This is a genomic window from Leptospira bandrabouensis (genome assembly GCF_004770905.1).
In the GTDB taxonomy this organism is placed as follows: domain Bacteria; phylum Spirochaetota; class Leptospiria; order Leptospirales; family Leptospiraceae; genus Leptospira_A; species Leptospira_A bandrabouensis.
The window spans coordinates 211,676-225,566 of the sequence record NZ_RQHT01000012.1 but is presented as its reverse complement, the minus strand read 5'-3'; the positions used below and the strand labels follow the sequence as shown (position 1 = coordinate 225,566).

Sequence of the window (13,891 nt, the reverse complement as noted above, 5' to 3'; positions counted from 1 at the left end):
GGAAAGTTCATTTGTTTTTTCGATAATTCTTGCCTTTTTCAGAAAGGTTCTTAGAATTTTTCTAGTATATGGATTTAAAAAGAAAAGGAAGTCTTTTTTACTTTGGAGAACGAATCCTCATAGGAAGCTCAGGACTCGTCACAGAACCCCATTCCCATTATGCAGTTTCCATTTTGGTTTCCCTTAGTGCGCCCTTTTACCTACATACAAAATCTGATGAAATGATTGAATCCCAAGGGATCATCATTCCACCCAATTTTTATCACAAACTAGACGCATCCCAATCGGAAATGGTCATCATTCAATTAGATCCGAAATCAGAAGAATACAAACGAATTGAAATGGATGGTTCACCAAAAACAATTGATGTGGAAGTTCGAAAAAAAATACAAAAAATCGCCGATCCATTGTTTGGTGATAAATTAGATTGTTTATCAGCAAGGTCTCTTTACAACCAGATTCTCTCTCTACTTGGTTCAGGAAGCATTCTAAGAAAGTTTGATGAACGTATAGAAATGGCCATTCAAAAAATCAAAGAAAAAATGCCAAACCCTGTTTCATTGACAGAACTTTCAGAAATTTCAGGAATCTCCACGGACCGTTTTATGCATCTATTTAAAGACAATATGGGAATTCCTCTCAGACAATATTTATTATGGCAAAGGCTTCATATTGCCGCAAAACTATTGCAAGGTGGCGAAAACCTCACAACGGCCTCGCATGCAGCTGGATTTAGTGACCAAGCCCATCTTTCTCGAACTTTTAAAAAAATGTTTGGAGTAAAACCTTCCCTTTTTTTAGGAAGCCAGACTTTGCATCAGGTTTGTTTTTGCGAAGATTAAAAATTGAAATGAAACAATTCAGAATGCAATGGAAATTTTTATATCTTAGATACTCAATCTAATATCAGAAAAACTAAATTGAGTATCTAAACCAAAGAACTGGACCACAAAATACAAGTTTGGCTATATGAAGCCAAAACAGTCTATATTGTAACCCAAATGATTTTTTATTTAAGCGGGTTTATGAGAAAAATCTTTCCAAACTCCACGTTGTTTCAGTTCATTCTCCACTGCCGCCTTCAATTCCAATCGAAATCCGAGTTCGAAAAATACATCTGCCACAACAAATAAAGGTGCGGAAACTAAAGCTTGGAACAAGTTATCAAAAAGTGCTGGCCTACTCTTTTCAAAAACAAAATGTCCATAGAACTGAGCACCCCAACCAATCACCTGTCCAAGACCAAAAATAGTCCAAGCGGTGGATGCTGGTAATTGCATAGTAATCCACTCTGAGGTCAGATAAAGTCCGCCAAATACAAGAGTGGCTACAAATGCAAACAATACATCCAAAGTATAATAATAACCAAGTACCGCTAATGTAAATACGAGAGAAGCCGAAACGTTAAAGCCATTGTATTCAAAAAGGCTAAAACGGCTGAGGACAACAAATAAAGTGAAGGTGATTGTTGGAACCCCTAACACATGGATCAATACATTACGTTTTTCTTGGTGGTAGGCGGAATAAAACGCCATTTCTTTTGCAAATCTCAAAGGAGACCTCCGGGTGTAGAGTCCATTCTACCAGAGGTTGGGTCATTCGACTTGAACGAATCTGTCATGATTCTAAAAAATTACGTATTTCTGTCAGATTCGAGAAGGAGTTTACGGATTGCGAAATTACGCTGAAAATCGGATGCAAAGTCCTCAATGAGAACAGGAAATCGGTAGGTCCAATTGGAATGGTCAGGTGTGCCAGGTACATTGATGCGGTGATCTTCTGGGTGTTCTAAAACATCAGGTAAACCAAGGGCCAAATCCTGAAACAGTTGGATCGAGAATAGACTACTCGTTTGGAATACAAATTCGAGAAGACCTAACAAGGTTTCTTCATCCGATTTTGGTCTAGGTTTTCCTAATCTATCAAAGAAAAATTGGAGTTTCGATTCCATATCTCCTTCTTTTTTCCACCACTCCATCGCCAAACTCGTGTCATGTGTTGATAAAACAGAAATGGCATTTTCTCTATACAGTTCTTCCGGGATAAACTCACCTGTTGTAAAGGATCTTGTCCAACGAACGACATCAATTCCAATCATCTGGCGTTCAAATAAAGAATCTCTAATAAAAGCAGGAACTGAACCCAAATCCTCTGCACAAGGAATCATCGAAGAAAAGGAATCAAAGATTTCTAAAATTTTTTCCCCAGATTCCCTCCAATGTTTTTCCTCTTCCTCAATATGAAGTTCTGATAAAGGAAAAAGTTTTGCTTTTATCTCTTCTTCTAAGTTTTGGTAACCTTCATTTTTCCAGAAGTCCCAATAAAAAATATAATGATTGGGAATGAATTCATGAATTAATCCCAAAGTTTCAAAATGTTTTGGATCCAAGCCTTCTTTAATGAATTCTTCTTTTGCAATTCCAAATTGAGGATGAAACCATCCATGTAGTGCCGTGGTGTCTTTACTTGGAATGGCCCAAATCCGATACATCCCGATGACATGGTCAATTCGATAAAGATGAAAAAAATGTTCCAAATAAGACAAACGATCCTTCCACCAAGAATAGTTTGTTTTTTCCAGAGCCTCCCAATTGAGAACAGGAAAACCCCAAGTTTGTCCGGTTTTGGAAAAATCATCAGGTGGGGCACCAGCTTGCAAATTCATAATAAAAAATTCTGGATGTTCCCAAACGTCGCAAGAATTTCGGGAAGTGAGGATCGGCATATCTCCTTTTAAGTAAACACCAACATCTTCAAAATGGGTTTTCACTTCGGATAACTGATCATAGGCGATCTTTTGTAAATAGACCCAAAACAAAGCGTCTTCCCGGCGTTTGGTAAATATATGTTCTTTCGCAAAGTTTGGATCTAAAAATTCTTTAGGCCATTCCCACCAATCCTTACCATTGAATTCTTCATATAATAAACGAAAGGCAGCATAAGAATAACACCAAGGATGTTTTTCTAAGAAGTATGTAGCTTCCAACATTGCTTCTTTTAAGTGGTTGGTATAAATAGAACGGATGATTTCTAATTTTCGATTTCGAATACGAATGGGATGATTTTTTAAAAAACGTATCTCACGTTTGCGAGATTTTATATTTTGGCCAAGTTTGTATAAAGAAATATAAAGAGGATCAATGGCAAAAGCAGAAATAGCACTGTAAGGAGAATATCCGAAACCTGTATCATTTAAAGGTAATAACTGGATGATACTAAATCCCACATCCTTTGCCCAATCGCAAAGTGGGTATAAACTGTAAATGTCCCCACATTCAAAAGAATGTTCAGAAACAATAGAGGGCAGAGATACAAGTACCCCCGCCCTTCTTTTTTTTACGTTTCGAAAAAATTCCAAGTCTTTAAGCGACTGTAATTTCTTTCGATAGATATACGTCTTGGATGGCGTTGAGTAATGCAACCCCTTCCTTCATTGGTTTTTGGAATGCTTTTCTTCCTGAGATCAGTCCCATTCCACCAGCACGTTTGTTGATGACCGCAGTTTTAAGTGCGTCTTGTAAATCGTTTTCTCCAGAAGCTCCACCTGAGTTGATGAGTCCCGCTCTTCCCATATAACAATTTGCTACTTGGTAACGAGCGAGGTCAATTGGATGGTCAGAAGTAAGATCAGAATAGATACGTTTGTCTGTTTTACCGTAAGAAGATTCTTGGTTTAAAACATTGTACCCACCATTGTTTTCAGGTAACTTTTGTTTGATGATATCTGCTTGGATAGTCACACCTAAATGGTTTGCTTGTCCTGTTAAGTCAGCAGAAACATGGTAATCTTTGTCTTTTTTGAAGGCATTGTTTCTGATATAACACCAAAGGATAGTCGCCATTCCGAGTTCGTGAGCCATTTGGAATACTTTAGAAATTTCTACAATTTCTCGACCAGCATCGGCAGAACCAAAATAAATGGTAGCACCAATCGCAACACAACCTTGGTCATAAGCTTGTTTTACCGTAGCAAAAAGAATTTGTTCACTTTTGTTTGGGTAAGTTAAAAGTTCATTGTGATTGATTTTCAAAATGAAAGGAATTTTGTGAGCATACTTTCTTGCAACCGATCCAAGAACTCCAAGAGTCGTTGCCACACCATTACAACCACCTTCAATGGCCAATTTAATGATGTTTTCACCATCAAAATAAATAGGGTTTTTGGCAAAAGAAGCACCTGCAGAATGTTCGATTCCTTGGTCAACCGGAAGGATGGAAACATAACCTGTTCCACCTAGACGACCACTTCCAAGAAGGGTTTGGATGCTACGAAGAACAGGTACAGACCTGTCTGTGGGAGCAAAAATTCTATCAACCCAGTCAGAGCCAGGTACGTGGATTAGTTCTTTAGCGATTTTTGGCGATTTGAATCCAAGTAGGGATTCCGCGTCGTTTCCAAGATGTTTCGAGATTTCGTCGAAGTTCAAAGTTGTTCTCCTAAAAAATAAATTCTCGGGTTCATCCAATGTGACAACACCTTTTTTTGCTCGTCGCCCTTCCCCTGGGTCCTAACTTGCATTGTGAGGCAAATTTGAGAGGATCAGCGCAATTTCGAATGTTTTTTTCCCTAGCTTGGCTTTCCCTCACATTCTCTTTAGGAGTGTGGTGGTGGATTTTGGGGTTTCGACAAGCAAAAACCATCGCAGAGATTTCTATTAGTGCGGCTCGACAGGTAGAACTAAACCGTGTCAATCGGATGTTACAATTAGAAGGATCCTTTTTTCTTTCCATGTTGGCCCTAGGTGGTGTGACTTTAGCTGTTTTATCTTATCGAGATCATAAACGTTCTAAACTGATTTCCGATTTTTTTTCTACAGTCACACATGAGATGAAAACTCCTATTTCCAGCTTACAGTTGCAAGTCGAAGTTCTTTTAGAAAATACAAAAGATCCAGAACTCAAAAAAAAATTAGAGAAGATTTGGAAAGAAAATCAAAGAATTGAGTCTCAAATGGGTAATGCTTTTTATTTAGCAAGTCTTATGCAAGGAGAATCCTTGTACATGGAGCCACTCACTATTTCCTCCTTATGCGAATCCTATTCTCATCATGAACCGGACTTATCTTGGAATATTCTAATCCCAAAAGAAACAAAAGTTTATATAGATAAAAAAGCTTTTTTTGCCATGCTTAAAAACTTAAGTGACAATGCCAAACGACACGGAAAAGCAAAAACGATCAAACTCACAATCGCAAAAGAAAAAAAGTATATCTCTTTTCTTTTGGAGGACGATGGCAGCGGATTTAGCGGTAATAAAAAAAATCTCACCTTACCTTTTTTACGACATTCTAAAACCAGCGGAAGTGGAATTGGTTTGTATATCGTAAAAAAATTAATCGAAAAAATGAAAGGCTCCCTCGAATTTCCGAACACTTTGTCCGGTTTCCAAGTGAAACTTACTTTAAAAGAGGTAACATGAATCCAAGAATTTTACTTGTGGAAGATGATGAAGGTCTCGGCGAAACTTTAAAGGAACGATTGGAACAAGACAGATACCGAGTTAAGTGGGCAAAAACGGTTTCGGAAGCTGAAGGTTTATTTTCCCCCAACCAATTTGATTTGGTTGTCCTGGATTTACGACTCCCTGATGGAAATGGATTTCAATTGGCAGAAGATTTTTTATCTAAAGAAAAAGACTTACCCTTTCTATTTTTAACGGCACAGGCCGGTGCCCAGGAAAGACTTCGTGGATTTGAACTTGGGGCCGCCGAGTTCATTCCCAAACCCTTCCATTTAAAAGAATTTCTCATCCGATTGGAACGAGTGGTGGCCCAAACCCGCCCTCATTTTGGACAAAAATGGAAAATGGACCAAACGGAAATTCACTTGGATTCCTTTCTTGTGAAAAAAGAAGATGGGTCATCATTTTTACTTTCAAAACGGGACTGTGCCCTACTTGCCCTCTTACTTTCTGATGTACAAAAGGTGTTTAGCCGTTCTGAAATTTTGGATTATCTGGTCGGAGAAGAAAGTTTTCCCACAGAAAGGACCATCGACAACGCCATTGTCAGGCTTCGGGATGCTTTGGGAGAAGAATCCATCCGCAACGTGCGAGGTGTGGGTTACCAGTGGGTGGCAGAAGTCTTCCCTCTAAAATAAGAATCCCCATTAGGGAATTTCTATATTTTACCGATACTTTTAAGGTGAAACAAGGATTTGTCATTTCGGTCGCACTCGTTCTATCCTTGTTTTCCCATTCCCTTGGTGCCTGGGAAACCGATATCGATTACAACTACGAATACGAAAAAAACGGGCCTTACACCAAATTTTCTGATTGGGTGCCTTACAAACTCCATAAATGGGAACCCAAATATTTGGAAGATTTTTATGAGTTGTATAACCTCAAACAACACTATAACGATAACGAAATCAGAAAAAATATTTATTGGTTAAAAATTGCACTTGGGAAACGATTCCGTCATCCTAAACATTCTTTGTGTGAAACCAAAACAGAAAAAGAATATTATAAATATCGAAACTTGATGTTTATGCATATCAATATTCAAATCATGCGTTCTTACATGCGACTTGCTTCCAAATTTGACAAACGCCATGTGTATTTTTATAATTTAGATTTTGCCCATGAACTCAAAGAAAGTTTTGGTGTTGCGGAAAGTTTTTATAAAGAAGCCATTCCCTATTGGGAAAAAGCCAAAGAATATGCAGACAAAGCTAATGAAGTGCCAGTTGATTTGGATTTAGGAACCATTGAAACGGAAAGGTATGAAATTGTAACAGGCAAATTGGATTTTGGATATATCATTGAAAACCATTTGGATCGTTTGGATGGAAAAAAGAAAATTGTTTCTGAATATTTGGCTAAGTATCCAGAAGCAGATGCCAAAGCCCTTGATCTCGCTGACAGAGAAAACTAAAACTCGATAAACAACACAGCTATATCGTCATGGATGATTCGGTCCTTTTCAATCAGGCAATTGGCGATCATTTTTTGTATTAAACTGTCTGTGTTTTCCGAAATAGAAATCATTTCTGATAGTTCTTGTAAAAAAACATCGAGCCCAATGTATCCTCCACCTTCTTCTTCTAATTCGTAAATTCCATCCGAATACAAAAGTAATCGATCCCCAGGTTCAAAGGTTTTGGAAATCGTTTTTCCTTCCCAGAAATCAAGGAGTAAAATGGGATACATTTCATCCTTCACGAGTTTCATCACTCGTTCCTTTTCTTTCCAAAAAACTACAGGTGGATGGCCGGCAAAACTAAACTCCACCCTTCTTTCCTCTGGGAAAAGCCGAAGTACACAGGCCGAAATATGATGTTTGAAAATGATGGTTTTCAAATCTAAATGCATGGCAGAAAGAATCGCGGAAGGTGTCGATTCTAACTTAGAATGTTTTTTAAATGAAACCGCAGCAATTCCAGAGACAAGTGCGGATGAAATCCCATGACCAGAAATATCACCAAAAAAAATATCAATACAATCCTCATTCGGTTTTTCATAAAGGATGAGGTCTCCTCCGATTTCTTCATAAGGCAAAAACCTAGATTGGATTTTTACATTTGGAATTTCACCAAAATCTTTAGCAACCCATGCCTCTTGAGTCAGTTTTGCCAAAGCCAAATCTTCTTTGACATCAGAATAAAACCTTTGTAGTATTTTTTCTTTTTTCATTAGTTTGATTTCGTTTTTAGCACGAACCAAACCTTGTGATACAAACCCAGCGATCAATCCTAACAACCGCTTAGTTTCTTCTGACCAAAAACCTACTCTATCATAAGTAGTGATTCCCAAAATTCCAATCACACTTCCTTCACCTCTTAAACCAACCACTAAGATAGATCGAATTTCTGCTCGTTTAAAAAGATCCAAATGCCAAGGTTCATCAATCATTTGAGTTGTATCGGCAATATGAATGACTCCGTCACCTGCAAGAATTCCCAAACGTTCTGGATTCATTTTCGCAATGGGAAGTTTTGTACCAACGCGGAACAAAGAAGGCAAATCATCTAACACCCATTCATGGGTGACTGATAAAAATTGTTTGTCCGAAGAAATTTCGGCAGCAAATACTCTGTCTGCTCTAGAATACTTTCCTAGTTCTTCCAAAGCAAATTGAATCGCATCGGATACCAATTCAGCTTTCGTATGAACAAAGGTTTTGGATACTTCTGTGACAATTTGAGAAAACTGTAATAAACCAGAAAGTTTGAATTCAGATTCCCGGATGGATGAAATTTCAATTTGTTGTCCCCAAATGCGAACTAAAAATCCCTCTTCCACTTGCCCGTGCGAGTTCATTAAAAAAACTCGTTTATGGCCATCTGACAATTCTAGATAGTATTCGTAATTTTCTAACTGGTAGGAACTTTCGATAAATCTCCGGAGCAAAAAAACACTCTTCAGAGTGACAAGGTCTTTCAAATACTTACCGAGGATATCTTGAACTGACTGGTAACCATAAAACTGGGCCATTGCCAAATTACATTCCCGGATCACACTATGGTTCCAAATGTATTCCATTTGTTCATCCTGTGATAGGGAGATGGGCATAGGGATGTCCAATTCATAACACCAGATGGCGTCTTTGGACAGGTGGATGAAGCTCTCTAAATGTTGGTAGCGACCATAATCGGGCTTTCGAGAACTCATCTAGGTTCTAAGCTCTAAGAATCAACTGGCTCTGCCACAAAAAAAACATAACCAGCCCTGAATCCGAAAATTTTCCGAATTCTCTCCGAAAATGATTCGATTCCGTTGACCAAAATTCCCCTTTCAGAGAAATTACTTCGGAATGGCGAAAGTCTAAATGAAGCAATTTTGCCCAACATTTAAGCGTTAAGCCCTTTTTAAATGCAAATCGCGCAGTTTCGGAACATGAATTTAAACTCATATTGCTTAGAAACTCCACGAAACCATTATATTTCGGTCGAAATGCCTTGGTATAAATCTTGCATTTAAAATGGTAACAGATTACAACAATCAGACCGACCTCTGAACGAAGGAGAATCAAATGCAGTTCGCAACCCCAAAATTTACTTCCGGAAAGGAAGTGGTTGAGTATGCCAAAAAAAATGGAGTCCTTTTCTATGACTTCCGATTTACGGATATCAAAGGAATGTGGCACCACGTTTCTTATTATGTGAATTCCGTAGATGAAGATACATTCAAAGGAATTCCTTTTGATGGATCTTCGATTGCTCGTTGGCAGCCAATCAATGCTTCCGATATGCAATTACATCCAGAAATTTCTACGGCATTTTTAGATCCGTTCACTGCAGACAAAACACTCGTTATGTTTTGTGATGTTTGGGACATCTACAAAAAACAATACTACGAAAAATGCCCACGTTCCATTGCTAAAAAAGCACTCGAATTCATGAATAAATCAGGAATTGCTGACACTGCTTACTTTGGTCCTGAAAATGAATTTTTTGTTTTTGATAGTTTAAAAGTTCGTGATGAGATCAACTGCCAATACTATGAATTAGATTCTAATGAAGGTATCTGGAACACTCATTCAGAAATTCCAGGTTCCAATAACACAGGAAAAATCAACTTTAACTCTGGTCACCGACCTGGAACAAAAGGTGGATACTTCCCAGTGGCTCCTATTGACTCCCAAGTGGACCTCCGTGCTGAATTTGTGAAAACTCTAGAAGCAATCGGAATGGAAACTTTTGTGGTTCACCACGAAGTGGCTCAAGCACAAGGAGAAATTGGAGTTAAGTTTGGAACTTTGATTGAAGCTGCTGATAACGTTCAAAAGCTAAAATACATCGTAAAGATGGTGGCTCATAAACACGGAAAAACTGCTACTTTTATGCCAAAACCTCTTTTTGGAGATAACGGTAACGGGATGCACGTTCATATCTCTCTTTGGAAAGGTGGAAAAAACCTTTTTGCTGGGGATAAATACCAAGGTCTTTCTGACTTCGCATTCAACTATGTTGGTGGAGTTTTGAAATACGCAAGAGCTTGTGCTGCCTTCACTAACGCATCCACTAACTCTTACAAACGACTCATTCCTGGATTTGAAGCTCCGTCTATCTTGGCTTACTCTGCTCAGAACCGTTCTGCTTCGTGCCGTATTCCATTTGTAAGCGGTGAAAAAGCAAAACGTGTGGAATTCCGATTCCCAGATTCAACAGCTAACCCATATTTGGCGTTTGCTTCTCTTCTTATGGCTGGTATGGCTGGTGTAACTGAAAAAATCGATCCAGGTCCTGCACGTGAAGAAGATCTTTTTGAACTTTCATTGGATGAGATCCGTGAAAAAGGAATCCGCCAAATGCCTCACACACTTCGTGAAGCAATGGAAGAGATGCTTTCTCAAAGAGAAATTTTCAAACAAGGTGATGTGTTTACAGAAAACTTTTTGCAAACATACCAACACTATAAGTTTGAAACAGAAATTTGGCCATGGGAAGGTCGCCCTCACCCATACGAATTCCTCACTACTTACTCTTGCTAAGAGAAAAAGCCCCGCTAACCCCGGGGCTTTTTTTTGTTTACCATTCGCCAACCATTCAAAAAATGACAAAAGAACTAAAGATTTAGTTCAACCAAACGATCTAAGGTTATAGGGCGAGGTAGCTCAGATGGTTAGAGCACAGGATTCATAACCCTGAGGTCACGGGTTCGACTCCCGTCTTCGCTACCAAAGATCGAGAGGACAAGGTATGAAAAAAACAAACCGTTTGTTTTCAATTCTGGTTCTGGTGTTATTTACCGGATCCATCCAAGCAGCTGACTTTCCTAAATGTAAAGAGGCTTGCGATAAGTTTTATAGCTGTACAGTGCAAGTGAATCCCAACGCTTCTGAAGAGCAAAAAAACACACTGAAACGTGGCTGTGAATTCAACTGCAACCGTCCCAAATACTACAACAAAATTGCGGGTTGCCTCACTAGCGGTGATTCCTGCAAAGCTTTCTCTTCTTGCATTCTAAAAGAAATGCAAGGCAACAAATAATAGTAAAACTAACTCTACTAAAAACAGAAACAAAGACGATTACGAACCGTATCCGTCTTTGTTTTTTTATGTACTTCTCAAATTCTTTCGAAATTCTTTCTGAATGAAATACTCAAGAGAACCGACTAGTTGTCGGTTCCGGTTTTCTGAGTGATTTGTTTGGAAAGAGATTTGGCTTCATCCAAACGAAGAGAAAGGATTTTGGAAATTCCTGGTTCTTCGTTCGTAACTCCAAAAATGGCGTTGGCTCTTGAGATGGTAGACTGCGCATGGGAAACCACAATGAATTGTGTTTTATCTTTGAAGCGGTCTAAAATCTGACAGAACCTAAGTTTATTGGCTTCATCGAGGGCCGCATCAATCTCATCTAGGAAACAGAACGGACTTGGTTTGACCATGTAGATGGCAAAAAGAAGTGCAATGGCTGTAAGAGACTTTTCTCCACCAGATAACAATCGCAAGTTCTGGACATGTTTTCCTGGAGGTTCTGCCATAATTTCCACTCCAGAATTCAGAGAGTCTTCTTTTTCAGTAAGTTCGAGAGTTGCCCTACCCCCGTTGAATAGAGTGGAAAAAGTTTCTTGGAAGTTTTGTTTGATCTTTTCAAACGTTTCTTGGAAAAGTTTTTCAGACTCTTCATTGATTCGTTTTAAAACTTCTTCAATGTCCTTTTTCGAACTCTCGATATCAGTTTTTTGTTTTAGATTGTGTTCGTAGATTTCTTTGATATTTCGATACTCTTCAATGGCCAATGGGTTGATGGAACCAAGGAGTTGGATCTCCGACTTTGCCGAGCGTAATCTTCTTTCTTCCACTTTTTGGTCCAGTTCCAATCCCCCACGTTCGGTTTCCAATTCAGAATCAGTAAGAGAATAATCATTATACAATTCTTCCACAAGGGAATCAATTTGTACTTTGAGTGCTGAACTTGTTCTTTCTTTTTCTGAAAGTAAAGGCAGAAGGTTTTGGAATACTTCTTGGTTTTTTGTGATATTAGATTTGATTCCAGAAATTTCTTCAACTAGCGTTTGTAAGGTTTCTTTCTCCGATTCCAAAATACGACTCATGGAAAGAAACTCTTGGTACGATTCTGCAATTTCTTTTTCCAGAACCTCAACTTCCCTTTCCAGACCTTCCTTTTTCTCGCGAATGACGGACTCTTGTTCTTTGGCACCCGAAATTCGTTTTTCAATTTCACCGATCCTTTCTTCTAGGACAGCAATTTCCTTTTGTTGGTTTTCCAAACGAGAATTGGATTCGAGAAGTTTTTTCTCTAACTCTACAATATGGGTTCTTGTTTCTTCCCAATGACTTCTGTGTAAAATAATATTACTTTGATTGTCCCGGATACCGCGTGTTAGGTTTTCATTTTCTAAAATTAAATCTTCTATTTCTTGGTCAATCGATTCCTTTTTAGATAAAATTCCATCTTTATCAAAAAGTAGATTTCTGAAATCATCTTCTTTTTTCAAAAAACTTGTGAGTTTTTCTTTATAAAGTTCTAATTGGATTTCTTTTAGATCCAAAATTCCGCCTGAAACTTCAGAAGATTCTAAATGAGAAAGTGCAGATTTTAGTTTATTTGTGTATAGGTCTAAATCAGAAAGAAGGATTGCTTTGTCGACACTACGTTGTTCTTCCCCTTCCTTTGATTCGCGTTTTTTATTTTCTAACTCTTGGATGAGTTCGAATATTACCGTTTTTTGTTTGTCCCTAAGAGTGATATGGCGTTTTTCATTTTCCTGAATCCTACCTTCTTTTTCTTCGATAGACTTTTCTTCTTCTTTGATGGAAAGTTCTAAGGAAACACGAGTTGATTCCAAAGTTTGGATTTCCGCTTGGAGGGTGGATTGGATTTCTCTTTGGCGTTCGTTCTCGAGTTCAATGCCCCGTTTTTCCACTTCCAGTTTGATTGTGGCTTGGTTTTCAGTTTCCAAAGCAGAAAGAATTTCCCCAATACGAAGTTCATACTCCAAAATAAAGGTTTTGTTTTTGGCTATTTTTTCTTTTTGGATTTGGCTTTTGGATAAATGATCAAATAACTTTTTATCGATCTCTGCTATTTCTTTTTCTTTGATTTCTTTGGTGGTTTCCTTTTCTGAAATCAAATTGGTTTCGTCTTGGATGAGAGAAAGTATCGACTTATTTTTTTCGCGGATCTCGGTTAATTCCTCGTCTGACTTTTTCAATCGACGTTTGAAATCGCGTAATTTTAGAAACCTTAGGTTTTTGTCAGATTCATCCAAATCGGATTTGAGTTTGAAATACTGTTCGGCTTTTTCCGATTGTTTCTCTTTGACTTCTAGGTCTTTGACCATAGAGTTCATAATGTCTTGGATACGAAGAAGGTTTTGGTTGGTATCATCCAACTTCTTTGTGGCTTCTTTCCGATCTAGTTTGAACCGGGATACACCTGCTGCCTCTTCAAAGATGGCCCTTCTTTCTTCTGGTTTGGAATTGAGGATTTGGTCCACTCGACCTTGTTCTAAAATACTATAACTAGATTTACCAATTCCTGTATCGAGAAGGGTTTTTTCAATATCCTTTCTTGTGGTTCTGATATCATTGAGGTAATATTCGTTTTCCCCATCAGGATACAAACGACGAGTGATTTTTACCGATGGATAATCTATGTTGAAAAAATGGTCATCGTTATCAAAGAGTATAGAAACCTCGGAAAATCCAGCAGGCCGTCTACTCTCTGTTCCGTGGAAGATGACATCGTCCATCTTTTCACCACGAAGTCCCTTGGCACTTTTTTCTCCAAAGACCCATTTGACTGAATCGACGATATTTGATTTCCCCGAACCATTTGGCCCGACGACAGCAGTAAACCCGGGATCAAAAGTAATCTCCGTCTCATCTGCAAATGTTTTAAATCCAACAATACTTAGGCTCTTTAAATGCATATATGTTTCGCCGTTCGATTTCCCTGTTTCCCAGTTGACACCGCTTGGGA

Annotated in this window: 11 protein-coding genes and 1 tRNA gene; 7 read left to right on the top strand and 5 right to left on the bottom strand. The window is 38.4% G+C overall.

What is annotated here, in order from left to right; translation table 11 throughout:
• Positions 1-68: 68 nt before the first annotated feature.
• The gene (locus tag EHR07_RS04690) at positions 69-842 is read left to right on the top strand and encodes a helix-turn-helix transcriptional regulator (RefSeq protein WP_135744008.1); all 774 of its coding nucleotides are present in this window, start codon (positions 69-71) and stop codon (positions 840-842) included.
• A gap of 171 nt (positions 843-1,013) precedes the next feature.
• On the opposite strand, the gene EHR07_RS04685 is transcribed toward EHR07_RS04690, so the two are convergent.
• The 3 genes from EHR07_RS04685 to EHR07_RS04675 form a co-directional block, all read right to left on the bottom strand.
• Positions 1,014-1,553 (bottom strand): Mpo1 family 2-hydroxy fatty acid dioxygenase, encoded by a 540-nt coding sequence (locus tag EHR07_RS04685; RefSeq protein WP_135744007.1) that lies wholly within the window; start codon positions 1,551-1,553, stop codon positions 1,014-1,016.
• An 80-nt stretch (positions 1,554-1,633) separates the two neighbouring features.
• Positions 1,634-3,358, bottom strand: coding sequence for a 4-alpha-glucanotransferase (locus tag EHR07_RS04680; RefSeq protein ID WP_135744006.1), 1,725 nt, complete (start codon positions 3,356-3,358; stop codon positions 1,634-1,636).
• A gap of 4 nt (positions 3,359-3,362) precedes the next feature.
• Positions 3,363-4,427, bottom strand: coding sequence for a class I fructose-bisphosphate aldolase (locus EHR07_RS04675; RefSeq protein ID WP_135744005.1), 1,065 nt, complete (start codon positions 4,425-4,427; stop codon positions 3,363-3,365).
• Positions 4,428-4,555: 128 nt separating this feature from the next.
• Here EHR07_RS04675 and EHR07_RS04670 point away from each other — a divergent pair, with 128 nt between their 5' ends.
• The 3 genes from EHR07_RS04670 to EHR07_RS04660 all read left to right on the top strand — a co-directional run bounded on the left by EHR07_RS04670 (position 4,556) and on the right by EHR07_RS04660 (position 6,875).
• Entirely contained in the window at positions 4,556-5,419 is an 864-nt protein-coding gene (locus EHR07_RS04670) for a sensor histidine kinase (protein ID WP_135744004.1), read from the top strand.
• Positions 5,416-6,099 carry a response regulator transcription factor gene (locus EHR07_RS04665; protein ID WP_135744003.1) on the top strand — a complete coding sequence of 228 codons (684 nt, stop codon included), beginning with the start codon at positions 5,416-5,418 and terminating at the stop codon, positions 6,097-6,099. Before EHR07_RS04670 ends, EHR07_RS04665 begins: the two co-directional genes overlap by 4 nt.
• 62 nt (positions 6,100-6,161) lie before the next feature.
• Positions 6,162-6,875 (top strand): hypothetical protein, encoded by a 714-nt coding sequence (locus EHR07_RS04660; RefSeq protein ID WP_244288921.1) that lies wholly within the window; start codon positions 6,162-6,164, stop codon positions 6,873-6,875.
• On the opposite strand, the gene EHR07_RS04655 is transcribed toward EHR07_RS04660, so the two are convergent.
• Positions 6,872-8,611, bottom strand: coding sequence for a PP2C family protein-serine/threonine phosphatase (locus EHR07_RS04655; protein WP_135744001.1), 1,740 nt, complete (start codon positions 8,609-8,611; stop codon positions 6,872-6,874). The genes EHR07_RS04660 and EHR07_RS04655 overlap by 4 nt on opposite strands.
• A 361-nt stretch (positions 8,612-8,972) precedes the next feature.
• Here EHR07_RS04655 and glnA point away from each other — a divergent pair, with 361 nt between their 5' ends.
• The 3 genes from glnA (at position 8,973) to EHR07_RS04640 (ending at position 10,932) form a co-directional block, all read left to right on the top strand.
• A complete protein-coding gene (gene glnA / locus EHR07_RS04650; protein ID WP_135744000.1) occupies positions 8,973-10,433 on the top strand; it encodes a type I glutamate--ammonia ligase in 1,461 nt (486 codons plus the stop codon).
• Between the two features lie 112 nt (positions 10,434-10,545).
• Positions 10,546-10,622, top strand: a tRNA-Met gene (locus tag EHR07_RS04645).
• Positions 10,623-10,641: 19 nt separating this feature from the next.
• Positions 10,642-10,932, top strand: coding sequence for a Cys-rich protein (locus tag EHR07_RS04640; protein ID WP_135743999.1), 291 nt, complete (start codon positions 10,642-10,644; stop codon positions 10,930-10,932).
• Between the two features lie 125 nt (positions 10,933-11,057).
• Here EHR07_RS04640 and EHR07_RS04635 read toward each other — a convergent pair whose 3' ends face one another.
• Complete coding sequence (locus EHR07_RS04635) at positions 11,058-13,841, bottom strand: chromosome segregation SMC family protein (protein ID WP_135743998.1); 2,784 nt, start codon at positions 13,839-13,841, stop codon at positions 11,058-11,060.
• Between the last annotated feature and the right edge of the window lie 50 nt (positions 13,842-13,891).